Below are 22,728 nucleotides of genomic sequence, written 5' to 3'. Positions count from 1 at the left end.
CTCACCCGCGCCGCCGCTCGCCCCGGCTCAGCCGACCGCGCCTTCCATCTGCATCTCGATCAGCCGGTTGAGTTCGAGCGCGTACTCCATCGGCAGCTCGCGGGCGATCGGCTCGACGAAGCCGCGCACGATCATCGCCATCGCCTCGTCCTCGGTCAGGCCGCGGCTCATCAGGTAGAACAGCTGGTCCTCGGAGACCTTCGAGACCGTGGCCTCGTGGCCCATCTGCACGTCGTCCTCGCGCACGTCCACGTACGGGTACGTGTCCGAGCGGCTGATCGTGTCGACCAGCAGCGCGTCGCACTTCACGTTCGACTTCGAGTGGTGCGCGCCGTCCTGGATCTGCACCAGGCCGCGGTACGAGGTGCGGCCGCCGCCACGGGCCACCGACTTGGAGATGATCGTCGAGGAGGTGTGCGGCGCGGCGTGCACCATCTTCGAGCCCGCGTCCTGGTGCTGGCCCTCGCCGGCGAACGCGATGGAGAGGGTCTCGCCCTTGGCGTGCTCGCCGAGCAGCCAGACCGCCGGGTACTTCATGGTGACCTTGGAGCCGAGGTTGCCGTCGATCCACTCCATGGTCGCGCCCTCGTGCGCCGCGGCGCGCTTGGTGACCAGGTTGTACACGTTGTTCGACCAGTTCTGGATCGTCGTGTACCGCACCCGCGCGTTCTTCTTCACCACGATCTCGACCACCGCGGAGTGCAGCGAGTCCGAGGAGTAGATCGGCGCGGTGCAGCCCTCGACGTAGTGCACGTACGAGCCCTCGTCCGCGATGATCAGGGTCCGCTCGAACTGGCCCATGTTCTCGGTGTTGATCCGGAAGTAGGCCTGCAGCGGGATGTCCACGTGCACGCCCGGCGGCACGTAGATGAAGGAGCCGCCGGACCACACCGCCGTGTTCAGCGAGGCGAACTTGTTGTCGCCGACCGGGATCACGGTGCCGAAGTACTCGCGGAACAGCTCCGGCTGCTCCCTGAGCGCGGTGTCGGTGTCCAGGAAGAGCACGCCCTGCCGCTCCAGGTCCTCGCGGATCTGGTGGTAGACGACCTCCGACTCGTACTGCGCCGCGACGCCCGCGATCAGGCGGTTCTTCTCCGCCTCCGGGATGCCGAGCTTGTCGTAGGTGTTCTTGATGTCGGCGGGCAGGTCGTCCCAGGACGCGGCCTGCCGCTCGGTGGAGCGCACGAAGTACTTGATGTTGTCGAAGTCGATGCCGGACAGGTCCGCGCCCCAGTTGGGCATGGGCTTGCGCTCGAACAGGCGCAGGCCCTTGAGCCGCAGGTTGAGCATCCACTCCGGCTCGTTCTTGAGCGCGGAGATCTCCCGGACGACGGCCTCGTTCAGGCCGCGCTTCGCCGTCGCTCCCGCGAGGTCCGGGTCGGCCCAGCCGAACTCATACCTGCCCAGGCCCTCGAGCTCGGGATGCGTAGTCGTCATGCTGAGGCTCCTTCGGACTGTTCGGAAGGTGTTACTTGCGTGGGTGAAGTCTGGTTCTTCGCGGGCAGGCCGGGGATGAACGTGGTGCACACCCCGTCGCCGTGCGCGATCGTCGCGAGCCGCTGCACGTGCGTACCCAGCAGTTCGGCGAAGACCTGGGTCTCGGCCTCGCACAGTTGAGGGAATTCCTCGGCCACGTGCTGGACCGGACAGTGGTGCTGGCAGACCTGCGCGCCTTCGATCACCGGCTTACCCGGGACCGGCACCGAGGCGGTGGTCCGGGTCGACGCCGCGTAACCGTCCGCGGTCAGCGCCTCCGCCAGCAGCTTCGGCCGCTCGGCCGGCTTGGCCCCGGCCAGCAGCTCCCGGTAACGCTCGGCCAGCCCGCTGAACCGGCGCCGCGCGAACGCGTCGACCGCGCTCTCGCCGCCGTTCTCCGCGATGAACCGCAGCGCGTCGATCGCCATGTCGTCGTAGGTGTGGTGGAAAACGGAACGCCCGGTGCCGGTCAGCGCGAACACCTTCGCCGGCCGCCCGCGCCCGCGCTGTCCATAGACCCGCTGCTCGCGAGCCTCGACCAGCCCTTCGGCCAGCAGCGCGTCCAAGTGCCGGCGCACCCCGGCAGGGGTCAGGCCCAGCCGGACCGCCAGGTCGGCGGCGGTGCTCGGACCGTTGGCCAGGATCAGCCGGGCGACCCGGTTACGGGTGCCGAACCGGTCCTCCACTCCGGAGTCGGGGGCGAGCGCGGGCAGGTCAGAACAGGCGGAGGGCTCCGCCTGCGACCGCTCTTCACTCACTCCCACGATTTCCACAACACCATTGTGGTCTTATTACTTCCGCCACTACAACTAAGGTTCGCCTAACTTATAGCGATCTTCTACCGGCCGTCGTAACAACCGGCACCCGCGTGAATCGACGCCGGGAAACGGACCGTAGACTCGCTGCATGCACGCAGCGCAACCGTCAAGCGCTCAGCCCTGCGCCGTCGAGATCACCGGTCTGGTCAAGCGGTACGGCGAAAAGACCGCAGTCCAGGGCCTGGATCTGCGCGTCGAGCGCGGCTCGCTCACCGCGGTCCTCGGGCCCAACGGGGCGGGCAAGACCTCCACGATCGAGTGCTGCGAGGGCTACCGCAGGCCGGACGGCGGCACGGTGCGCGTGCTCGGCCTCGACCCGATCGCCGACGCTGCCAAACTGCGCCCGCGCATCGGCGTCATGCTCCAATCCGGTGGCATCTACCAGGCAATTCGCGCGATGGAGATGCTGCAGCACGTCGCCTCCCTCTACGCGAACCCGCTGAACGTGGACGCGCTGGCCGAACGCCTCGGCCTCGATTCCTGCGGCAAGACCCCCTTCCGTCGCCTGTCCGGCGGCCAGCAGCAGCGCCTGTCCCTCGCGCTCGCCGTCGTCGGCCGCCCTGAGCTGGTGTTTCTCGACGAGCCGACCGCCGGACTCGACGTGCAGGCCCGGCACGCCACCTGGGAGCTGATCGAGCAGTTGCGCAACGACGGCGTGACTGTGGTGTTGACCACACACCTGCTCGACGAGGCCGAGCGGCTCGCCGACAAGGTCGCGATCGTCGACGCCGGCCGGGTCATCGCCTACGACTCTCCGCAGCAACTCGCCAGCTCCATCGCCACGCAGGACTCGATCCGCTTCGAAGCCCCTTCCGGCCTGGACCTGACGGACCTTCTGATCGCCGTCGCCCCCGACTGCAAGGCCACCGAACCGACTCCCGGCAGCTACCGTGTCGAGGGCGAAGTGACGCCGGACACGCTCGCCGCGACGACCGCGTGGTGCGCGGGCCTCGGCATCATGCCGCGCAACCTGGCGATCGAGCAGCGCAGCCTGGAAGACGTGTTCCTCGACCTGACCGGAAGGGGGCTGCGGTGACCGCGCCCGCCGACTCCATGTCCGCATCCGACGCGCCCACTCCCGCCACCTCGGCCGGTGCCGCAGCGCTCACCGCCGTCGCCACCGGCCTGCGTCAGACCGGTGCGTTCCGTCCGGACCCCCGCCCGGCCACCCCGACGCGGATGATCCTCGCGCAGGCCCGCCTGGAAACCAGGATGCTGCTGCGCAACGCCGAGCAGGTGCTGCTCGCCATCGTCATTCCGGCGCTGATGCTGATCGCGTTCTCCGCGGAACCCCTCGGAATCGTGACCGGCACCAGCCGCATCGACTACTTCGCACCCGGCATCCTCGGCGCCGCCGTCCTCTCCACCGCGTTCGCCAGCCAGGCGATCGCCACCGGTTTCGAGCGCCGCTACGGCGTGCTCAAGCGGCTCGGCGCGACCCCGCTGCCGCGCTGGGGGCTGATGGTCGGCAAGTCCCTCTCCATCCTCGCCGTCGAATGCGTCCAAGTCGTCCTGCTGGTCACCATCGCGCTGGTGATGGGCTGGCATCCGCACGGCGATCCGTTCGCGGTCCTCCTGCTGATCGCGCTCGGCACCGCGACTTTCAGCGGCCTGGCCCTCCTGCTGGCCGGTTCGCTGCGCGCCGAGGCCACCCTCGCCGTCGCCAACTTCGTCTTCCTCGTCCTGCTCGCGATCGGCGGCGTCGTCGTACCGCTGGACAAGTTCGGGCACGGCGCGCAGTCCGCGCTTCAGTTCCTGCCGATCGGCGCGCTGACCAACGGACTGCGGGACGTGTTGCAGCACGGCTCGGCGCTGCCCTGGGGTCCCGTCGGGATCCTGGCCGCGTGGACCGTGGTCGCGATCGCCGCGGCCGCCAAGACCTTCAAGTGGGAGTAGCCGCCGATGACTGACACGACGGCGCCCAACGCCACCGACACGACGACAGCCGTCTCCCCAGCCCCCGCCCACTCCAGTGTCCCGCTCAGCGAGACACCCCACCCCACGGCCAACCGCCATCACCTACCCGGCCGCCTCGACGTCCTCCTGCGCCGCCCCCCGGCCCGCATCGTCCAACTCGCCTGCCTCAGCGCCCTGATCGCCAACACCCTGATCGTGATCACCGGCGGCGCCGTACGTCTGACCAACTCCGGCCTCGGCTGCCCGACCTGGCCCGAATGCACCGCCGGCTCACTCGTCCCGGTCCCCTCGCTCGGCTACCACGGCGTCATCGAGTTCTCGAACCGACTGCTGACCTACGCGGTCACCGCCGCCGTCGCCGCCGCCATCATCGCCACGATGCGGCAGCGCCCCCGCCGTCCCGCCCTCACAAAGCTGTCCTGGGCGCTGTTCTTCGGCGTGGTCGCGCAAGCGATCATCGGTGGCATCAGCGTGCGCACTCAGCTGGCGCCCGGCTGGGTCGCGTTCCACTTCTGCTTCTCGATCGGCATGATCGCGATCTCCTGGCTGCTGTGGGTGCGCAGCCGGGAAGGCGACGCGCCCGCACAGCCGCTGCTGCGCACGGAACTGATCTGGCTGGCCCGCACCCTCGTCGGCGCGGCCGGCGCGGTAGTCGTCGTCGGCACGCTGGTCTCCGGATCGGGCCCGCACGCCGGCGCCCTCGACGCGGCACGCCGCCTGCCGTTCAAGCCGGTCGAGATCACCCAGGCGCACGCCGACCTGGTGTTCATCGTGGTCGGACTCACCATCGCGCTCTGGTTCGCGCTCAAGGCAACCGATGCCCCAGCAGCGACCCTGCGTGCGACCCGTGACCTGTTCCTCATCCTCATGGCGCAGGCCGTGATCGGCTACACGCAGTACTTTACCGGCCTGCCCGCCTGGCTGGTCCTGCTCCACATGGCCGGCGCGTGCCTGACGTGGATCGCCGCCTGGCGCATCCTCACGTCGATGCGCGTCCGCCCGGAACGGGCGACCGACTAGCTGCCCCGTTGAACGGGACACGCGCTTGGTCGTCCCGTTCAACCGGACAGCCACTCAGCCGTCGCGCTCAACGACACAACCGTCCAGTAGACGCGCGCTCCGCCGCCTGGCTTCGCTCGGCTGCTCCACGCGCTGAAATGCACCCACCCGCCCACCCTGCTCCGTGTCCTCGCTGGCGCTCGGCCGCTACGCGAACCGGGGCGCTGCCGCGCACGCGCTTCGCGCTGAACGCTGCGCTGCCTCACCGGCTCCGCTTCGCTCCGCCGGGACGCCTGCGGCTGGCCTAATACGCCTACGGCTACCGGCCTACCAACGCCAGACGCTCCGCGCCCTCGCTGACACGGTGTCACAAGATCGAGTGAAAGTCCGGCGCGCCGAGCACGACGGTTCACAGAGCATCCATAGCATCGATGCTATGGCTTGGGGTACCGTAGAGCTAGAGGAAGAGGTCGGGCTGTGGTTGGAGACGCTTACTACTGAGCAATTCGCTCGCGTGACGTTCTACGTGGACCTGCTCGCGGAGTATGGCTCGCTGCTAGGCGAGCCATACACGCGGCAGCTTGACGGCAAACTGCGCGAGCTGCGCCTCTACCTGGACAGTGAGGCGACACGCATCACGTACTGGATCGCACCCGGCCGACGAATAATCCTGCTCACGGTGTTCAAGAAGACGCGCATGCGGGAGAGTCGGGAAGTCCAGCGCGCGAGATGGGCAATGACTCGATGCATCGCTGAGGCGCACAAGGCCGACGAGGAGGTTGAGGCATGAGTGATCGCGCTGATTGGGCTGAACTGCGTGCTCGCCGGATGGCGGAGAGCGGCGCGCCCGAGGCGTACGAGGCAGCAAGACTCGCGTTCGAACTCGGCCGCACCGTCCGACTGTTGCGAGAGCAGGCCGGCTGGAGCCAGTCCGAACTCGCGAGTCGAGCCGGGATGACCCAGTCCGCAGTGGCACGGTTCGAGGCTGGCGGTACGGTTCCGACGATTCCCGTGCTTGAGCGCCTCGCCTCCGCGCTTGACGCGAACCTTGCCGTCACGATCACGCCACGCACGAGCGCGGCGTGACTCTCGGCCGCTCCACTCGCCTGTCCCGACGTCGTCGTTGATTTCAGTGCCAGGTTCCAGGAGTACGGGATCATCGTTCACGATGGTGGCGCTTCAGTCATCCTGATCGACTTCTGCCCGTGGTGCGGCGAGCGACTGCCGAAGTCCCAACGCGAGCGGTGGTTCGAAGAGTTGGAGAGCCGCGGAATCGATCCCTGGACAGATCGCATCCCCGACCAGTACCAGGACGGCCGCTGGCTTCGCCCGTGAGATGAAACCAGGACGAGAGTTCCACGGCTCAATCGCATCGTCGAGTGCGGTCCGGCCCATGCCGAGCGCCGGTGCGCGGACACCGCGTGTCCGTACGGAAGTAGCTGAGGAGAGAACAGCAGGCACTCACGGGAGAGCTGGAGCAGCGGAGCGCGCGGCCACCGCGCGGCTGTTCCGTTGAACAGGACGGCACCGCAGTTGTCCAGTTGCATGGGACAACCGGCGCACCGACGATCGGCGCCCCAGGTTAGCCGAGCTCGTAGTCCAGCCAGAAGTGGTGCGTGCCGTCCCCGTCGATGGACAGGCCGCCCGTGCCGGAGATGCCCTCCAGCTCGCCTGTCCCGCTGGACGGGACAATCACGAAGTACTCGGCGTCCCGGTCCTCGCCGTGCGTCGTCGCGGAGTGCGCGAAGTTGAACGCCCCGGAGCGCCCCGCGACCGAACCCTCGAACGACTCCATCGCGACGTACGTCCCGACGCCTGCGTTCTGGTCGTACGCGGAGACGAAGACAGTGGCGGAGCGACCCTCGATCTCGCCTTCGTAGTGCTTCAACATGGTCGCGACGCCGACGTCGACCGCCGTCTTGAAGTCCGGGTCGGGCGCTACCGGGGCCGGGACGAAGCTGGCGACGGTGAAGGTTGCGGAAGCTCTCACCGCGCGATCGTAGCGTGGCGGCGGCAGGTAAGGCGGGTGTTACTCGCCTGGCGAGGCGAGGAAGAGCACCGCGTCGCCGGTGAGCGTCACCAGCACGTCTGCTGCGGACAGGTAGCACGACTGGCCGCGGCCCAGTTCGAGCGTCTGGTCACCGCTCGCGGCCATCGCCGCGCCCTCGACGCACAGCAGGATGCGCGGCAGTCCGTCTCCGGGGACGGTGAGCGGCGAGGACGCCGAGTCGACGGTCAGGCGCCGCAGCCGGAACTCGGGCACCGGCGTCTCGAACTCCTCGATGCCCGGTGCGACCTGACGCGCGGTCAGGATCGGCACCGCGACCTCGGGGTCGAGCACCCGCACCAGCTCGGGAACGTCGATGTGCTTCGGCGTGAGGCCGGCCCGGATGACGTTGTCTGAGTTCGCCATCAGCTCGATGCCGGTGCCCTGGATGTACGCGTGCACGCCCCCGGCGCCCATGAACAGCGCCTGCCCTGGCTCCACGATCGCGTGATTCATCAGCAGGGAGCACACCAGGCCGATGTCGCCGGGGTGGTCCTGTGCCACCCGGCCGACTGCGTCGTATGCGGCTTGGAACTCGGAGGGCTCGGCGGCCAGGCGTGCTGCCGCCGCGACCACCTCGCTGACCAGCGCCGCGCGTTCGGCAGTCGGCCAGGAGAGCAGGGTGGCGAGGGCGCGTGCGACGGTGGCGGGCTTCGGGTTCGCGCGAAGCTCGGCGGCGACGGTTTCGAGTGCGCCGACGCCGAGCCGGGAAAGGATCGCGGCGGCCTGGGCGGCGGGGCGCAGGCCGGCCAGGACTTCGAAGGGTGTCAGCGCGCAGAGGACTTCGGGCTTGGGCCAGTCGTCCACGTACACCCGCTCGCGCGCGTCACGCGGCACGCCCCGGGCCTCCTCGGCGGCGAATCCCGCCTCGGCCTGCGCGCGGTCCGGATGCAGCTGGATCGAGAGGGCCTTGCGCGCGGCGAGGACCTTGAGCAGGAACGGCAGCCGTCCGTTGAAGCGTTCGGCGGTCGCTTCGCCGAGTTCGAGCTCGGGGGCGGCGGCGATGACTTGATCGAGGGAAATCTCGCGGGCGGCACGGGTCAGCTTCGAGGGCGCGGTCGGGTGCGCGCCCATCCACAGCTCGGCCTGCGCAGTGCCCTCGGGATTGTCGACGCCGAGCAGTTGCGGGATCGCGGTCGGCGAACCCCACGCGTACGGCTGGACGGTGTTGCGCAGCAGGTCCACGGCGGTGCCGACTAGTGGTGGATCAGCGGGTCGATCGCCGCGCAGACGAACAACAGCGCGAGGTAGGTGTTCGAGAAGTGGAACAGCCGCATCGGGCGCAGCGCGGTGCCGGTGACCCCCTTGCGGGCCGACCAGTGCAGCCGGTGCGCCTCGGCCAGGAACACCGCGCCGAGCAGGATCGCGCCGAGCGCGTAGACCAGCCCGGTGTGCGCGATCGGCCAGAGCGCGAGCGAGCAGCCGACCGTGGCCCACGTGTAGAGCACGATCTGCCAGGAGACGTGCCGCTCGGTGGCGACCACCGGCAGCATCGGCACCTTGGCGGCCGCGTAGTCCTCGCGGTAGCGCATGGCCAGCGCCCAGAAGTGCGGCGGCGTCCACAGGAAGACCACCAGGAACAGCACCACCGGCGGCCAGGCCAGGTGGTTGGTCACCGCGGTCCAGCCGATCAGCGTCGGGAAGCAGCCGGCCGCGCCGCCCCACACGATGTTCTGCGTGGTGCGCCGCTTGAGGATCATCGAGTAGCCGACGACGTAGAAGACGTTCGCGGCCAGCGCAAGCCCGCTGGAGAGCCAGTTGACCAGGAGGCCGAACCAGAGCGTCGAGATCACGCCGAGGGCCAGGCCGAACACGACGGTCTGCTGCGCGGTCACGCGGTGGCGCGGCAGGGGGCGGCGACGGGTGCGGCGCATCTCCGCGTCGATGTCGCGGTCCACCCAGCAGTTCAGCGCGTTGGCGCTGCCCGCCGACAGGTACCCGCCGACGGTCACCGCGAGCACCCGCCACAGCGACGGCACGCCGTGCGCGGCCAGGAACATCACCGGAATCGTGGTGACGATCAGCAGCTCGATGATCCGCGGCTTGGTCAGCGCGACGTAGGCGCTGAGGGTTTCGCGCCAGGTGGCCTTGGTTGACGAGCCGTCAGCGGCGGGCTCAATGACGACGTCGGCGTCCGGAGCGGGCGCGGCGACGGGCACCGCGGTCAACACCGGGTGGGACTCGACGGCTGTCACAGGCGGGCCTCAATTGCTGCTGACTCGTACAACTGGATTCGACGAAACTCTAGACCCCCGCCGCCCGGCGTCCGGCAGCGGGTCGCCGGGATTCGCCGAACCAGGCGAGTGCCGGGCTCGTGTCCTGTGCGGATCCCTTAACAAAGTGCGCTCCGGGACGCCTTAGAACCGGGGGAATTGGAAGAGTGTTGTCGCCTGCCACGGCCGCGCTGGCCCGGTCGGCCCCGTCGCACGGGTCGCCGGTGCGCGGAGGGGTAGGGTGACCCTCGAGATAACAGAATCAATGCCCTCTTCGCACGTAGCCGGGACGGCGGCGCAGGGTTCACGACGGGAGGCGCCCCGCGCCGAGCGGCGGGAAGCCTACAGCCGCCTAAAGTCCCGGATACTTATGAAGACACATAAATGCATCGCCGCGCGGGGCCAGGCTGTATCCGCACTCCACGCACAGCCCTGGTTGGCAGCGTCGCCGTCCGCCCCGACGCGCTGACGCTTTCACCAGGAAAGGACGCGCGCGTTACTGTGAGCACGCCCACCCCCTTCGAGTGGACCGAGCTGGACCGGCGGACCGTGGACACGGTCCGGGTTCTGGCCATGGACGCGGTGCAGAAAGTCGGCAACGGCCACCCCGGCACCGCGATGTCGCTGGCCCCGGCGGCCACCCTGCTCTTCCAGAAGCACCTGCGCCACGACCCGGCCGACGCCCAGTGGGTCGGCCGAGACCGGTTCGTCCTCTCCCCCGGCCACTCCAGCCTGACGCTGTACATCCAGCTGTACCTCTCGGGCTACGGGCTCACCCTCGACGACCTGAAGTCCTTCCGCACCTGGGGCTCCCTGACCCCGGGCCACCCGGAGCACGGGCACACCGTCGGCGTCGAGACCACCACCGGTCCGCTCGGCCAGGGCCTGGCCAACGCGATCGGCATGGCGATGGCCGCACGCTACGAGCGCGGGCTGTTCGACCCGGACGCCGCTCCCGGGGAGTCGCCGTTTGACCACCGCATTTACGCGTTCGCGTCGGACGGCGACCTGGAAGAGGGCGTGACCGGCGAGGCGTCGTCGATCGCGGGCACGCAGAAGCTCGGCAACCTGGTGGTCATCTACGACGACAACCACATCTCGATCGAGGGCGACACCAAGGTCGCGTTCACCGAGGACGTGCTCAAGCGCTACGAGGCCTACGGCTGGCACACCCAATCGGTCGAATTCACCACGGCGGACGGCTACGTCGAGGACGTCGAGGCGCTGCACAAGGCGATCCTGGCCGCCGAGGCGGAGACCGACCGCCCGTCGATCATCCGGCTGCGCACGATCATCGCCTGGCCGGCGCCGAAGCTGCAGAACACCGGCAAGGCGCACGGCTCGGCGCTCGGCGAGCCCGAGGTCGCCGCCACCAAGGAGATCCTCGGCTTCGACCCGCAGCAGCACTTCGAGGTCGCCGACGAGGTCCTGGCGCACGCGCGCAAGGTCGGCGAGCGCGGCAAGGCGGCGCGAGCGAACTGGAGCGAGGGTTACGAGGCCTGGCGCTCGGCCAACCCGCAGCGTGCGGCCGAGTTCGACCGTATCGCCCGGCGCGAGCTGCCCTCGGGCTGGGACGCCAAGCTGCCGGAGTTCCCGGCCGGCAAGGACATCGCGACGCGTAAGGCCTCCGAGGCGGCAATCCAGGCGATCGCGGAGCAGCTGCCCGAGTTCTGGGGCGGTTCGGCGGACCTGGCCGAGTCGAACAACACCACCATCAAGGGCGGCCTGTCCTTCCTCCCCTATTACGAGGAGGACAACGAGTTCGGCGGCTCCTCGCCGTACGGGCGGATCCTGCACTTCGGCATCCGCGAGCACGCGATGGGCTCGATCCTCAACGGCATCGCCCTGCACGGCAACACCCGCGTGTTCGGCGGCACCTTCCTGGTGTTCTCCGACTACATGCGCCCGGCGGTGCGCCTCGCCTCGCTCATCCACCTGCCGGTGACGTACGTGTGGACGCACGACTCGGTGGGCCTCGGCGAGGACGGCCCCACCCACCAGCCGGTCGAGCACTACGCGGCGCTGCGCGCGATCCCCGGCTTCAACTTCGTGCGCCCGGCCGACGCGAACGAGACGGTCGCGGCCTGGAAGGCGACCCTGGAGCAGGACGGGCCGGTCGGCCTGGCGCTGAGCCGGCAGAACCTGCCGGTGTTCGACCGCGAGGCCCTCGGCGCGTCGCTCTCCGTTCACGAGGGCGTCAAGCGCGGCGGGTACGTGTTGGCGGAAGCCAGTGGCGGCGCACCGCAGCTCATCCTCATCGCCACCGGCTCCGAGGTGCAGCTCGCGGTGGCGGCGCGGGAGAAGCTGGAGCAATCCGGCGTGCCGACCCGCGTGGTCTCGATGCCGTGCGTGGAATGGTTCGACGCGCAGGATGCGGGTTACCAGGAGTCGGTGCTGCCGAAGTCGGTCAAGGCACGCGTCGCCGTGGAAGTCGGCGTCGCGCAGCCCTGGTACCGGTTCGTCGGGGACGCCGGCCGGATCGTCTCGCTGGAGCACTACGGCGCCTCGGCCGACTTCGCGACGCTGATGCGCGAGTTCGGCTTCACCGCCGAGGCCGTCGAGGCGGCCGCCAGGGAATCGCTCGCCGCGGTTGGTGCTTGAGTCTTAGGGGAGATGAGAATTCATGAGTGAGCGTCTTGAGAAACTGTCCGGCGCCGGAGTCGCGATCTGGCTCGACGACCTGAGCCGGGAACGCATCGAATCCGGCAACCTGGCGTCCCTGATCACCGAGAAGAACGTGGTGGGCGTCACGACGAACCCCACGATCTTCCAGAAGGCGATCAGCGGCTCGGCGGTGTACAACCCGCAGATCCGCGAGCTGGCGGTGCGCGAGGTGACCGTCGAGGAAGCGATCCGGATGATCACCACCCGGGACGTGCGCAACGCCGCCGACATCCTGCGGCCGGCCTACGACGCCTCCGAGGGCCAGGACGGCCGGGTCTCGATCGAGGTGGACCCGCGGCTCGCGCACAAGACCCCGCCGACCGTCGCCGAGGCCAAGCAGCTGTGGTGGCTGGTGGACCGGGAGAACGTATTCATCAAGATCCCGGCGACGATGGCGGGTCTGCCCGCGATCACGGCGACCCTCGCGGAGGGCATCAGCGTCAACGTGACGCTGATCTTCTCGCTGCAGCGGTACAAGGCCGTCATGGAGGCCTACCTCGACGGCATGGAGCAGGCCTACGCCAACGGCCACGACCTGTCCAAGATCGCCTCGGTCGCCTCGTTCTTCGTGTCCCGGGTGGACACCGAGGTGGACAAGCGGCTGAAGAAGATCGGCTCGCCGGAGGCCACCGCGCTGCTGGGCAAGGCGGCCGTCGCGAACGCCCGCCTGGCCTACGAGGCGTACGAGGAGGTCTTCTCCTCCGACCGCTGGAAGGCGCTGGCTGCCAAGGGCGCCAAGCCGCAGCGGCCGCTGTGGGCCTCCACCGGCGTGAAGGACCCGGCCTACAAGGACACGATGTACGTCGACGAGCTGATCGTCTCCGGCGTCGTGAACACCATGCCGGAAGCCACCCTCGACGCCGAGGCCGACCACGGCGAGCCGAGCGGCGACTCGGTGCACGGCACCTACGAGGACGCGCGCAAGGTGATCGCCGACCTTGAGTCGTTGGGCGTCTCGTACGACGACGTGGTCCAGGTGCTCGAGGACGAGGGCGTGGACAAGTTCGAGGTCTCCTGGAAGGAGCTGCTCGACGCCGTGCGCGCCGAGCTCGAGAAGGAGGCTTCCTCAGCGGTGGACCAGGGAGAGAAGGCCGCGTGAGCACGCAGTCTCCCAGCGCGGCCGCCCCCGGGGCGGCCGCCGCCGCCACCTCCCACAAGGGCGGGTTCGGCGAGTCGATCGCGCACCGGCAGATGAACGCGCAGGAGCACGCCGGGACCGACTGGGCCAATCCGCTGCGCGACGCCCAGGACCGGCGGCTGCCGCGCATCGCCGGGCCCTGCGGCCTGGTGATCTTCGGCGTCACCGGCGACCTGTCCCGCAAGAAGCTGATGCCGGCCATCTACGACCTGGCCAACCGCGGCCTGCTGCCCCCGGGCTTCGCCCTGGTCGGCTTCGCCCGCCGGGACTGGGAGAACCAGGACTTCGCGCAGGTGGTCTACGACGCGGTCAAGGAACACGCGCGCACCCCGTTTCGCGACGAGGTGTGGAAGCAGCTGGCCGAGGGCTTCCGGTTCGTGCCAGGCGAGTTCGGCGACCAGGCCGCCTTCGAGAAGCTGAAGGAGACCATCGAGGAGCTCGACCGGCTGCGCGGGACGAACGGCAACCACGCGTTCTACCTGTCGGTGCCGCCGAAGTTCTTCCCGGGCGTGGTGCGCCAGCTCAAGGAGTCCGGCCTGGCCGACGGCGGCGAGAACACCTGGCGCCGGGTCATCATCGAGAAGCCGTTCGGGCACGACCTGGCCAGCGCCAAGGAGCTGAACAAGGTAGTCAACGACGTCTTCCCGCCCAAGTCGGTCTTCCGCATCGACCACTACCTGGGCAAGGAGACGGTGCAGAACATCCTGGCGCTGCGCTTCGCCAACGAGATGTTCGAGCCGATCTGGAACCGCAACTACGTCGACCACGTGCAGATCACCATGGCCGAGGACATCGGCATCGGCGGGCGCGCGGGCTACTACGACGGCATCGGCGCGGCCCGCGACGTGATCCAGAACCACCTGCTGCAGCTGATGGCGCTGACCGCGATGGAGGAGCCCACCTCCTTCGACGCGGACGCGATCTTCGCGGAGAAGGTCAAGGTGCTCTCCGCCGTGCAGCTTCCGGAGGATCTCAGCCAGCACACCGTGCGGGGGCAGTACTCGCGCGGCTGGCAGGGCGGCGAGAAGGTGATCGGCTTCCTCGACGAGGACGGCATCGCCAAGGACTCGATCACCGACACCTACGCCGCGATCAAGCTGGAGATCGACACCAGGCGCTGGGCCGGCGTGCCGTTCTACCTGCGCACCGGCAAGCGGCTCGGCCGCCGGGTCACCGAGATCGCGGTGGTCTTCCAGCGGGCGCCGCACCTTCCGTTCACGGCCACGATGACCGAGGAGCTGGGGCAGAACGCGCTGGTCATCCGGGTGCAGCCGGACGAGGGCGTGACGGTGCGGTTCGGCTCGAAGGTCCCGGGCACCTCGATGGAGGTGCGCGACGTGTCGATGGACTTCCAGTACGGCGAGGCGTTCACCGAGTCCTCCCCCGAGGCGTATGAGCGGCTGATCCTCGACGTGCTGCTCGGCGACCCGCCGCTGTTCCCGCGGCTGGAGGAGGTCGAGCTCGGCTGGGAGATCCTCGACCCGATCGAGGACTTCTGGGCGAAGAACGGCAAGCCGGCCCAGTACGAGGCCGGCACCTGGGGCCCGGCCGAGGCCGACGAGATGCTGGCCCGCGACGGACGCTCCTGGAGAAGGCCATGATCATCGACCTTACCGACACCAGCGCGAGCAAGATCGGCGCGACGCTGGTGCAGGCGCGCCGCCGGGCCGGTTCGCCGACCACCGGCGCGGTGCTGACGCTCATCATCTCCACCGAGGAGCGGCACCACTACGACGCGATGAAGGCGGCCAGCGCGGCCTCGCGCGAGCACCCGGCGCGCATCATCGTCGCGGTGGCCAGGCCGGAGGTCGCGCGCACGCGGCTCGACGCGGAGGTGCGGGTCGGCGACGACACCGGACCCGGTGAAGTCATCGTGCTGCGGCTCTACGGCGAGCTTTCCGCGCACGCGGACGCGGTCGTGATGCCGCTGCTGCTGCCGGACGTGCCGGTGGTGACCTGGTGGCCCGACGAGGGCCCGGACGTGCCCAAGAACGACCCGCTCGGCCGGTTCGCGCAGCGCCGCATCACCGACGCCGCCGAGTACCACAAGCCGATGTCCAAGCTGCGCGCCCGCGCCGCCGGGTACACCCCCGGCGACACGGACCTGGCCTGGACCCGGATCACCCCGTGGCGCTCGATGCTCGCGGCCGCGCTGGACCAGTTCCCGCGCAAGATCACCGGAGCGGCGGTCTCCGGCGAGGAGGGCAACCCCTCGGCGCGCGTGCTCGCGGTGTGGCTGCGCCAGCGGCTCGGCGTCCCGGTCAGCCGGACCGCGGACGAGGGCCCGGGCATCACCGGGGTGGAGCTGATGACCCCGGACGGCCCGATCGCGCTGACCCGCCCGGACGGCGAACTGGCCACCCTCTCGGTGCCCGGCCAGCCGGACCGCCCGGTCGCGCTCAAGCGCCGGGAGACCGCCGAGCTGATCGCCGAGGAGCTGCGCCGCCTCGACCCGGACGACGTCTACGCGAAGCTGCTCCAGGACATCGACGTGCCGTTCACCGAGCCGCTGAAGGTCGCCGGGCCGACCGTGGAGAAGGCGGCGAAGGAGGCGGCCAGGCTCGGCGAGCCCAAGCCGGTGCAGGTGGACGCCGTCGAGGAGTCGTCTTGACTGCCGAAGACGGCCGCGCCGGAGCGACGCCCGAGCTCATCGTCCACCGGGATGCGCAGGTTCTGGCGCAGGCCGTGGCGGCGCGGCTGGTGACGAAGCTGGTGGACGTGCTGGCGGCCAGGGACGAGGCGCACCTGGCGCTGACCGGCGGCTCGGTCGGCATCGGCTCACTGGCCGCGGTCGCCGAGCTGCCCGCGCGCGTCGCGGTGGACTGGAAGCGGGTGCACCTGTGGTGGAGCGACGAGCGCTTCCTGCCGGAGGGCGACCCGGAGCGTAACGTCACCCAGGCGCGTGAGGCCCTGCTGGACAAGCTGGACCTCGACCCGGCGTTCGTGCACGCGATGCCGTCCACCGACGGACCAGACGGCAACGACGCGGAAGCCGCAGCCGAGCGGTACGCGGCCGAGCTGGCCCGGTACGCCGCGCCAGACAGCGATGTGCCCGAGTTCGATGTCGAGCTGTTCGGCATGGGCCCGGACGGCCATGTCGCCTCGCTGTTCCCGGAGCACCCCGGCGTGTACGAGGAGGAGCCCTCGGTCATCCCGGTGCACAACTCGCCGAAGCCCCCGCCGGACCGGCTCTCGTTCACCTTCCGCACGATCCGCAGCGCCCGCGAGGCGTGGATCGTGGCGGCGGGCGGCGAGAAGGCGGCGGCCGCGCACATGGCGCTGTCCGGCGGTGGCCGGGTGCAGGTGCCCGCGGCCGGCGCCCGCGGCAATGTCAGGACCCTGTGGCTGATCGACCGGGCCTGTGCGGCCGATCTGCCGCCGGGGCTGAACCGGCTCGCCTCGCCGTAATAGTCCGCAGCAGGCAAGCGATGAGCACGGGGCGCCGCGTGCCCGACTCGGTCGGGAGCGGCGCCTCGCCGCAATATCCCGGTGCTCACTGTGGGCCTCGTCTGCTTCGATGTGGCCATGGACTTTCCACGGCTGCACGAGTGTCTGCGCGAGGACTTCCGGCTGCTGCGCGCGGCGGTCGAACGAAGCGACTCGAAGGCGCAGGTACCCAGCTGTCCCGCCTGGACTGTCGCAGACCTCGCTGAACACGTGGCCAAGGTGTACCTGCACAAGGCCGAGTGCATCAGGCTCGGAGCATTCCCGGACGAATGGCCGCGGGAGATCCCGGCGGACCCGGTCGCCGCGCTCGACGAGAACTTCGCCGACCTCGAGCACGAGTTCTCCGTGCACTCCCCCGGGGACCACGCGGCGACCTGGCACGAGCCGGATCAGACCGTCGGATTCTGGATCCGGCGCATGGCGCAGGAGACTGTCATCCACCGGATCGATGCCGAACTCGCCGCCGGAGCCGCGGTCGCGCCGGTGCCCGACGACCTGGCGCTCGACGGGATCGACGAACATCTGAAGCTGTTCCTCGGCTACGGCAGCATCGCCTGGGCCGACGAGATCGGCGATCTGCTCACCGCCCCGGACGAGCGGCCGATTCTCGTGCACACGGACACCGGACCCTCCTGGACCGTGTCCGCGCACCCGACCGGGATGACGGCCGCCGACTTCGAAGGTGGCGAAGCCGCCGACCCCGCCGACTTCGCGCTGGCAATCTCCGGCTCGCCCGAAGCCGTATTGCGCTGGCTGTGGAATCGCTCAGCGAACGGACCGCAGGCCTCGGTCTCCGGCGATCCGCTGCTGCTCGCACAGTTCCAGGGCATCAAGGTCGCGCTGACCCAGTAATCCGCAGTGGCGCCACAGGGAGATCGACGCGTGACACGCCGCTTTCGCGGGCTGCTCGCGATCACCGCGACCCTGGCCCTGGGCGTCGCCGCCGTTGGTGTACGCGCCGCCGCCGGCGCCAGGCTGCGTGACGCCGGTCTGCCCACTGCCGACACCATCGGTCTGGCGCTGCTTTATGCGTTCGCCGCCATCGGCGCCGCCGCCAAGTACCACGATCACAAGCGAACGACCCCGCCGGCCAGCTCTGCACAGGAGCGACTGCGCCGAGCTACGAGCGTGGTGCTGTCCGCCAGCGCCGTGCTTGTGCCCGCCGCGTTGCTGCTGCTGCGCCGGCCGGGCACCGCGCGCCGTGAAGTCGCACCGCCGCGTGCCGCGCTGCCGCCGCCGCAACCGCCGGGCCGAGGGCACTTCTCGTTCGATCTGCGCGCATTCCTGGTCGCGCTGGCGGTCGTGATCGGCGCGCTGGTGCTGATGGGGCTGCTCGCCGCGATTGTCCGCCTGCTGCGCAGGATGCTGGTCGCATCGCCGACCGCGTCCACGCCGACGACCGGAGGGTCAGCAGCCGAGGACGAGGCGCTTGCCGCCGCGCTGCTCGCCGGGCGATCGGCACTGACCGGGGCCGACGCACGCGCCGCGATCATCGCCTGCTACGCCGCGATGGAGGCCTCGTTCGAGCAGGTCGGGATCATCCGCGAGCGCTCCGACAGCCCGTCGGATCTGCTGCGGCGCGTGACAAGCCCCGATCGCCCCGGCGGCGAAGCGCGGCACGCCGCGACGCTGACCGAGCTGTTTCGCGAGGCCCGCTTCTCCACCCACCCGATGACGGCCCAGCAGTTGGACGAGGCACGCGTCGCATTGGACGCGGTGGCGGCCGCCGTGGCCGAGCGGATACCCGCGCAGGCTTAGCCGACCGGCTTCGGGGACCAGGTCAGGCCGACGCCGTGCAGTTCGCAGGAGCCGAGCCGGAAGAGCTGTTCCCGGCCGCCGAGGAAGACGGCCGCGCCGAGCACCTCGTAGTGGGAGCCGGGCGCGCCGTCGGCCGGCTCGTCGGGCTTGCCGGTGAACAGGCCGAGCCCCACGTGGTACGCGTCCTTCACGATGCAGACCAGATCGCGCTGCGCGCCGAGCCGCCGGATCAGCTCGACGAAGCCGGCGCGGCCCTCGCGGGTCCAGTGGCCCAGCGAGTTCGAGGTGAAGACGCACGGGATCGCGTTGTCCGCGACGCCGTCCACCGCGTCGGGCAGGGTGCGCAGCGCGTCGCCCTTGCGCAGCCGGACCGGGCGGCGGGCGGCATGGGCCAGCGCCCCGCGCAGGCGTTCGCGGCGTTCGACGTGTTCCGGCCAGATCAACGCGTCGAGCCAGGCGCGGGCGTCCGGGTCGGCCGGATCGAGCGGGTTGATGTCCAAGCCGACCCGCGACGCGATACGCAGGTTCTTGGTGACGAACGGAGCCAGCGCCTTGGCCGCCGCGTCGGCGGGTCCGCGTACTGCGGTGTGCAGGGCCGGAACGCCGTCCGCGCTCCCCTCCCCCGCCGTCAGCTCGCTGCCGTCTTCGAACTCGTATACGTACGCGTATCGGTCGGCGTGCAGGAGCAATCCGGCACTGGCGCCGACCTCGATGAGGCCGAGAGGGCGCCGCGTGCACGCCTGCGCCCAGCCGAAAGCCGGAAAAAGCTGCGCCGCCCGCAATGCCTCGTTGGTTTGGGTCTCGCCGGTGGCCAGCACGTGTTCGATCCGCTGGCGGTGCTCAAGCACGAAGCGGGTGAAGGTCTGCGCCAGCGCGGCGTCCGGGGGCCGAGTGCCGCCCAGCGACGGGTAGTACGCGGCAAGTTCGCTGTCGGGTTCGTCGAACAGCGCGCGGTGTACGGCCGCGAAGAGCAGGTTGGGGATCCGCTGCCGCTCCGGCGCCGCGGTCAGCACGCCGCCGATCGGGCCGCCGTCCTCGAGGTCCCGTGAGACCAGCGTGGTCAGCGCGGTGTACAGCGGCGAGGATTTGGCCGCCTCTTCGACCAGGAACAGCTGGAAGTTGCGCAGGGCCTCAGACACGGGCCGATCTTAGCCAATGCACCGCGCGAGCCCGATGGTACTGCTCAGGCCTCTCCGCGCAGCTTGGCCAGCGCCTCGGCCAGGATCGCCTCGCCGTCCTCGTCCGAGCGCCGCTCGCGCACGTACGCGAGGTGCGTCTTGTACGGCTCGGTGCGCGGCGGGGCCGGCGGGTTGTCCTGGTCCGGACCGGCCGGGAAGCCGCAGCGCGGGCAGTCCCAGGTGTCCGGGATCTGCGCCTCGGAGGCGAAGCTCGGCTTGGTCTCGTGACCGTTGCAGCAGTAGAAGCTTATCCAGATCCGGGGGGCCGTCTCGCCGCGCTCGGCTTCCCCCATGGGTCCGGCGCCGACCCGACTTCCGCGAATCGCGTTGCCACTAGCCACTGTTGCTCTCCCTGACAGGATCGATCCTCGCCCCCGTACGGTGCGCGATGCACCAGTGTACGAGCGAAAACGGAGACGTGTACGGCGCTCGTCCCGGTTCCAGCCGAAGGGGATCTGGATATGTCAGACAATATAACGCGCCGTCATCCCTTTCGAGGAGGATGACGGCGCGTCAACGTGCTGCGTTCCGGCTGGTCCCGCGGCTACGGCTTGTAGTTGATGCCGAGCGCGATGATCGCGGCGATCCAGATCACCGCGAGCACGATGGTGATCCGGTCCAGGTTCTTCTCCACCACCGAGGAACCGCCGTGCTGCGAGGTGAAGCCGCCGCCGAACATGTCGGAAAGGCCGCCGCCCTTGCCCTTGTGCAGCAGCACGAAGACGATCAGCAGCAGGCTGGTGACTGCGAGGATGACCTCAAGCGCGATGACCACGTGCGGTTCTTCTCTCTACTACCGGCGACTCGGGGACGGGGGCCGGGGTCGAGCTTACCTGTCCTGCGTCCTCGCAGACCAGTCGCTTCGCCCCGGCAGTACGCCTCGGTCAGGAGTTGACGGCCTGATCCCGGTAACGCACGATCCGCACGAAGTCCTCCGCGTCCAGGGAGGCCCCGCCGATCAGCGCGCCGTCGATGTCCGCCTCGGCCATGATCCCCGCGGCGTTCGAGCCCTTGACCGAGCCCCCGTACAGGATGCGCACCTTCTGCGCGGTCTCCGCCGAGAAACTTTCCTCGAGCCGGCCGCGGATCGCGCCGATGACCTCCTGCGCGTCGGCCGGGGTGGCCACCTCGCCGGTGCCGATCGCCCAGACCGGCTCGTACGCGATCACGGACTGCTCGACCTGCTTCGCGGAAAGGCCCGCGAGCGAGCCGTCGAGCTGGGTCAGCGTGTACCCGACGTGGTCGCCCGCCTTGCGGACCTCCAGCCCCTCGCCGACGCACACGATCGGGCTCACGCCGCTGCCGAGCGCCGCCTTGGCCTTGGCCGCTACCAGCGCGTCGGACTCGGCGTGGTACTGGCGCCGCTCGGAGTGCCCGACCACGACGTACGCGCAGCCGAGCTTGGCCAGCATGGCCGCGGAGACCTCGCCGGTGTACGCGCCCGAGGCGTGCTGCGAGACGTCCTGCGCGCCGTACTTGATCTTCAGCTTGTCGCCGTCGACCAGGGTCTGCACCGAGCGCAGGTCGGTGAACGGGGTGAGCACCGCGACCTCGACCGCGGCGTAGTCCTTGTCGGTCAAGGAGAAGGCGAGCTTCTGGACGTGCGCGATGGCCTCGAAGTGGTTGAGGTTCATCTTCCAGTTGCCCGCCATCAGCGGGGTGCGCGAGTCGGCCATGCTCAGCCTTCCAGGACGGTGATTCCGGGCAACGCCTTGCCCTCCAGGTACTCCAGCGACGCGCCGCCGCCGGTCGAGATGTGGCCGAACGCGGACTCGTCGAAGCCGAGGGTGCGCACGGCCGCGGCCGAGTCGCCGCCGCCGACCACGGTGAAGGCGCCGGAGTCGATCAGGCCCTGGGCCAGCGCGCGGGTGCCGCCGGCGTAGGGCTCCATCTCGAACACGCCCATCGGGCCGTTCCAGAACACCGTCTTGGTGCCGGCCAGCTTCGCGGCGAACAGCTTGCCCGACTCCGGGCCGATGTCCAGGCCCATCCGGTCGGCCGGGATCGCGTCGGCCGCGACGACCTCGTGCTCGGCGTCCGCGGCGAAGGCGGTGGCGGCGACGATGTCGACCGGCAGCACGATCTCCACGCCGTTGTCCTTGGCCCGCTCCAGGTAGCCGGTGACGGTCTCCAGCTGGTCCTCTTCGAGCAGCGACGTGCCGACCTCGTGGCCCTGGGCCTTGAGGAAGGTGAAGACCATGCCGCCGCCGATCAGGATCCGGTCGGCCTTGTCCAGCAGGTTGTCGATGACGCCGAGCTTGTCGGAGACCTTCGAGCCACCGAGCACGACCGCGTACGGGCGCTCCACGTCCTCGGTCAGCCGCTTGAGCACGGCCAGCTCCGCGTTGATCAGGTAGCCGGCGGCGCTGGGCAGGTCCTCGGCGATGTCGTAGACCGAGGCGTGCCGGCGGTGCACCGCGCCGAAGCCGTCGGAGACGAACAGGTCGGCGAACTGCGCGAGCTGGTCGGCGAATTTGCCGCGCTCGACGGCGTCCTTGCTGGTCTCCGCCGGGTTGAAGCGGACGTTCTCCAGCAGCGCGATCTCGCCGTCGCCCAGCGCGGCGACGGTGACCTTGGCCGACTCGCCGACGGTGTCGGTGGCGAACGCGACCGGCTTGCCGAGCAGCTCGCCGAGACGCACGGCGACCGGGGCGAGGGAGTACTTCTTGTCCGCCTCCGGGTCCACGCCCTTGGGCCGGCCGAGGTGCGCGGTCACGATGACCTTCGCGCCGCGCTCGAGCAGCGCCTTGAGCGTGGGCACCGAGGCGCGGATCCGGCCGTCGTCGGTGATGCGCGTGCCGTCCAGCGGCACGTTGAGGTCGGCGCGGACCAGCACCCGCTTGCCGGAGACCTCGAGGTCGTCAATGGTCTTCATCGCTACTCCAGAGTGGGGACGTGCATGCCAGGACCCGCACGAGCAATTCTCTCGTGCGGGTCCGATGACTGCTTCGGCCGGGGCGCACGCCGAATGCGGGCACAACGGCCCTGGCCGAGGCTCGACTACAGCTGCGCGCCGACGTGGCCGATCAGGTCGACCAGGCGGTTCGAGTAGCCCCACTCGTTGTCGTACCAG

Annotated in this window: 23 protein-coding genes; 13 read left to right on the top strand and 10 right to left on the bottom strand. The window is 69.9% G+C overall.

Annotation, left to right across the window (positions count from 1 at the left end; all coding sequences use genetic code 11):
* Positions 1–27: 27 nt before the first annotated feature.
* Together sufB and VFB40_RS03345 are read right to left on the bottom strand one after the other, a co-directional pair.
* The gene (sufB, locus tag VFB40_RS03350; protein WP_324847770.1) at positions 28–1,437 is read right to left on the bottom strand and encodes a Fe-S cluster assembly protein SufB; all 1,410 of its coding nucleotides are present in this window, start codon (positions 1,435–1,437) and stop codon (positions 28–30) included.
* Positions 1,434–2,189, bottom strand: coding sequence for a helix-turn-helix transcriptional regulator (locus VFB40_RS03345; RefSeq protein WP_349261326.1), 756 nt, complete (start codon positions 2,187–2,189; stop codon positions 1,434–1,436). Before VFB40_RS03345 ends, sufB begins: the two co-directional genes overlap by 4 nt.
* A gap of 193 nt (positions 2,190–2,382) precedes the next feature.
* Here VFB40_RS03345 and VFB40_RS03340 point away from each other — a divergent pair, with 193 nt between their 5' ends.
* The 6 genes from VFB40_RS03340 (at position 2,383) to VFB40_RS28740 (ending at position 6,545) form a co-directional block, all read left to right on the top strand.
* Positions 2,383–3,330 carry an ABC transporter ATP-binding protein gene (locus VFB40_RS03340; protein ID WP_324847768.1) on the top strand — a complete coding sequence of 316 codons (948 nt, stop codon included), beginning with the start codon at positions 2,383–2,385 and terminating at the stop codon, positions 3,328–3,330.
* A 143-nt stretch (positions 3,331–3,473) separates the two neighbouring features.
* Entirely contained in the window at positions 3,474–4,190 is a 717-nt protein-coding gene (locus VFB40_RS03335) for an ABC transporter permease (RefSeq protein ID WP_349261325.1), read from the top strand.
* 6 nt (positions 4,191–4,196) lie between these two features.
* The gene (locus VFB40_RS03330) at positions 4,197–5,231 is read left to right on the top strand and encodes a COX15/CtaA family protein (protein ID WP_324847766.1); all 1,035 of its coding nucleotides are present in this window, start codon (positions 4,197–4,199) and stop codon (positions 5,229–5,231) included.
* Between the two features lie 415 nt (positions 5,232–5,646).
* Positions 5,647–6,000 (top strand): type II toxin-antitoxin system RelE/ParE family toxin, encoded by a 354-nt coding sequence (locus VFB40_RS03325; protein WP_324847765.1) that lies wholly within the window; start codon positions 5,647–5,649, stop codon positions 5,998–6,000.
* The gene (relB, locus tag VFB40_RS03320; protein WP_324847764.1) at positions 5,997–6,296 is read left to right on the top strand and encodes a type II toxin-antitoxin system RelB family anti-toxin; all 300 of its coding nucleotides are present in this window, start codon (positions 5,997–5,999) and stop codon (positions 6,294–6,296) included. The genes VFB40_RS03325 and relB overlap by 4 nt, the downstream gene beginning before the upstream one ends.
* Before the next feature lie 69 nt (positions 6,297–6,365).
* Positions 6,366–6,545 carry a DUF6980 family protein gene (locus VFB40_RS28740; RefSeq protein ID WP_414642019.1) on the top strand — a complete coding sequence of 60 codons (180 nt, stop codon included), beginning with the start codon at positions 6,366–6,368 and terminating at the stop codon, positions 6,543–6,545.
* A 247-nt stretch (positions 6,546–6,792) separates the two neighbouring features.
* On the opposite strand, the gene VFB40_RS03315 is transcribed toward VFB40_RS28740, so the two are convergent.
* Genes VFB40_RS03315 through VFB40_RS03305 form a run of 3 tightly spaced genes read right to left on the bottom strand, consistent with a single transcriptional unit; the run spans position 6,793 to position 9,452 of the window.
* Positions 6,793–7,200, bottom strand: coding sequence for a DUF3224 domain-containing protein (locus VFB40_RS03315; protein WP_324847763.1), 408 nt, complete (start codon positions 7,198–7,200; stop codon positions 6,793–6,795).
* A gap of 39 nt (positions 7,201–7,239) precedes the next feature.
* On the bottom strand, positions 7,240–8,442 hold the full coding sequence (gene manA, locus VFB40_RS03310) for a mannose-6-phosphate isomerase, class I (protein ID WP_324847762.1): 1,203 nt from the start codon (positions 8,440–8,442) through the stop codon (positions 7,240–7,242).
* An 11-nt stretch (positions 8,443–8,453) separates the two neighbouring features.
* Positions 8,454–9,452, bottom strand: coding sequence for a heme o synthase (locus VFB40_RS03305; protein WP_324847761.1), 999 nt, complete (start codon positions 9,450–9,452; stop codon positions 8,454–8,456).
* A 519-nt stretch (positions 9,453–9,971) separates the two neighbouring features.
* Here VFB40_RS03305 and tkt point away from each other — a divergent pair.
* The 7 genes from tkt (at position 9,972) to VFB40_RS03270 (ending at position 18,477) form a co-directional block, all read left to right on the top strand.
* Complete coding sequence (gene tkt / locus VFB40_RS03300; protein WP_324847760.1) at positions 9,972–12,071, top strand: transketolase; 2,100 nt, start codon at positions 9,972–9,974, stop codon at positions 12,069–12,071.
* A 22-nt stretch (positions 12,072–12,093) separates the two neighbouring features.
* Positions 12,094–13,233 carry a transaldolase gene (tal, locus tag VFB40_RS03295; protein WP_324847759.1) on the top strand — a complete coding sequence of 380 codons (1,140 nt, stop codon included), beginning with the start codon at positions 12,094–12,096 and terminating at the stop codon, positions 13,231–13,233.
* A gap of 92 nt (positions 13,234–13,325) precedes the next feature.
* Positions 13,326–14,873, top strand: a complete 1,548-nt coding sequence (gene zwf, locus VFB40_RS03290) for a glucose-6-phosphate dehydrogenase (protein ID WP_349261323.1) — start codon at positions 13,326–13,328, stop codon at positions 14,871–14,873.
* Positions 14,870–15,883: a glucose-6-phosphate dehydrogenase assembly protein OpcA gene (opcA, locus tag VFB40_RS03285; protein WP_324847757.1), complete on the top strand. Its 1,014-nt coding sequence runs from the start codon at positions 14,870–14,872 to the stop codon at positions 15,881–15,883. Before zwf ends, opcA begins: the two co-directional genes overlap by 4 nt.
* Entirely contained in the window at positions 15,880–16,680 is an 801-nt protein-coding gene (gene pgl, locus VFB40_RS03280; protein WP_324847756.1) for a 6-phosphogluconolactonase, read from the top strand. Before opcA ends, pgl begins: the two co-directional genes overlap by 4 nt.
* An 81-nt stretch (positions 16,681–16,761) precedes the next feature.
* Positions 16,762–17,571: a maleylpyruvate isomerase N-terminal domain-containing protein gene (locus tag VFB40_RS03275; protein WP_324847755.1), complete on the top strand. Its 810-nt coding sequence runs from the start codon at positions 16,762–16,764 to the stop codon at positions 17,569–17,571.
* Positions 17,572–17,601: 30 nt separating this feature from the next.
* On the top strand, positions 17,602–18,477 hold the full coding sequence (locus VFB40_RS03270; RefSeq protein WP_324847754.1) for a DUF4129 domain-containing protein: 876 nt from the start codon (positions 17,602–17,604) through the stop codon (positions 18,475–18,477).
* Here VFB40_RS03270 and VFB40_RS03265 read toward each other — a convergent pair.
* The 5 genes from VFB40_RS03265 to VFB40_RS03245 all read right to left on the bottom strand — a co-directional run bounded on the left by VFB40_RS03265 (position 18,474) and on the right by VFB40_RS03245 (position 22,530).
* Positions 18,474–19,616, bottom strand: coding sequence for a DUF2332 domain-containing protein (locus VFB40_RS03265; RefSeq protein ID WP_324847753.1), 1,143 nt, complete (start codon positions 19,614–19,616; stop codon positions 18,474–18,476). The genes VFB40_RS03270 and VFB40_RS03265 overlap by 4 nt on opposite strands.
* 44 nt (positions 19,617–19,660) lie before the next feature.
* The gene (locus tag VFB40_RS03260; protein WP_324839584.1) at positions 19,661–19,996 is read right to left on the bottom strand and encodes an RNA polymerase-binding protein RbpA; all 336 of its coding nucleotides are present in this window, start codon (positions 19,994–19,996) and stop codon (positions 19,661–19,663) included.
* Between the two features lie 203 nt (positions 19,997–20,199).
* Positions 20,200–20,430 carry a preprotein translocase subunit SecG gene (gene secG / locus VFB40_RS03255; protein ID WP_324839583.1) on the bottom strand — a complete coding sequence of 77 codons (231 nt, stop codon included), beginning with the start codon at positions 20,428–20,430 and terminating at the stop codon, positions 20,200–20,202.
* A gap of 109 nt (positions 20,431–20,539) precedes the next feature.
* The gene (tpiA, locus tag VFB40_RS03250; RefSeq protein WP_324847752.1) at positions 20,540–21,331 is read right to left on the bottom strand and encodes a triose-phosphate isomerase; all 792 of its coding nucleotides are present in this window, start codon (positions 21,329–21,331) and stop codon (positions 20,540–20,542) included.
* 2 nt (positions 21,332–21,333) lie between these two features.
* Complete coding sequence (locus VFB40_RS03245) at positions 21,334–22,530, bottom strand: phosphoglycerate kinase (RefSeq protein WP_324847751.1); 1,197 nt, start codon at positions 22,528–22,530, stop codon at positions 21,334–21,336.
* Positions 22,531–22,728 lie beyond the last annotated feature (198 nt).

This window comes from Actinocrinis sp. (assembly GCF_035650855.1).
Lineage (GTDB): Bacteria > Actinomycetota > Actinomycetes > Streptomycetales > Catenulisporaceae > Actinocrinis.
The sequence above is the reverse complement of the archived record's forward strand: the minus strand, read 5'-3'. Positions and strand labels throughout refer to the sequence as shown.

Coding starts and splice junctions, on each gene's coding strand:
- tal (WP_324847759.1), top strand. CDS start 12,094: ATGAGTGAGCGTCTTGAGAAACTGTCCGGCGCCGGAGTCGCGATCTGG.
- VFB40_RS03325 (WP_324847765.1), top strand. CDS start 5,647: ATGGCTTGGGGTACCGTAGAGCTAGAGGAAGAGGTCGGGCTGTGGTTG.
- zwf (WP_349261323.1), top strand. CDS start 13,326: ATGAACGCGCAGGAGCACGCCGGGACCGACTGGGCCAATCCGCTGCGC.
- VFB40_RS03340 (WP_324847768.1), top strand. CDS start 2,383: ATGCACGCAGCGCAACCGTCAAGCGCTCAGCCCTGCGCCGTCGAGATC.
- VFB40_RS03335 (WP_349261325.1), top strand. CDS start 3,474: ATGATCCTCGCGCAGGCCCGCCTGGAAACCAGGATGCTGCTGCGCAAC.
- tpiA (WP_324847752.1), bottom strand. CDS start 21,331: ATGGCCGACTCGCGCACCCCGCTGATGGCGGGCAACTGGAAGATGAAC.
- opcA (WP_324847757.1), top strand. CDS start 14,870: ATGATCATCGACCTTACCGACACCAGCGCGAGCAAGATCGGCGCGACG.
- VFB40_RS03330 (WP_324847766.1), top strand. CDS start 4,197: ATGACTGACACGACGGCGCCCAACGCCACCGACACGACGACAGCCGTC.
- relB (WP_324847764.1), top strand. CDS start 5,997: ATGAGTGATCGCGCTGATTGGGCTGAACTGCGTGCTCGCCGGATGGCG.
- VFB40_RS03245 (WP_324847751.1), bottom strand. CDS start 22,530: ATGAAGACCATTGACGACCTCGAGGTCTCCGGCAAGCGGGTGCTGGTC.
- sufB (WP_324847770.1), bottom strand. CDS start 1,437: ATGACGACTACGCATCCCGAGCTCGAGGGCCTGGGCAGGTATGAGTTC.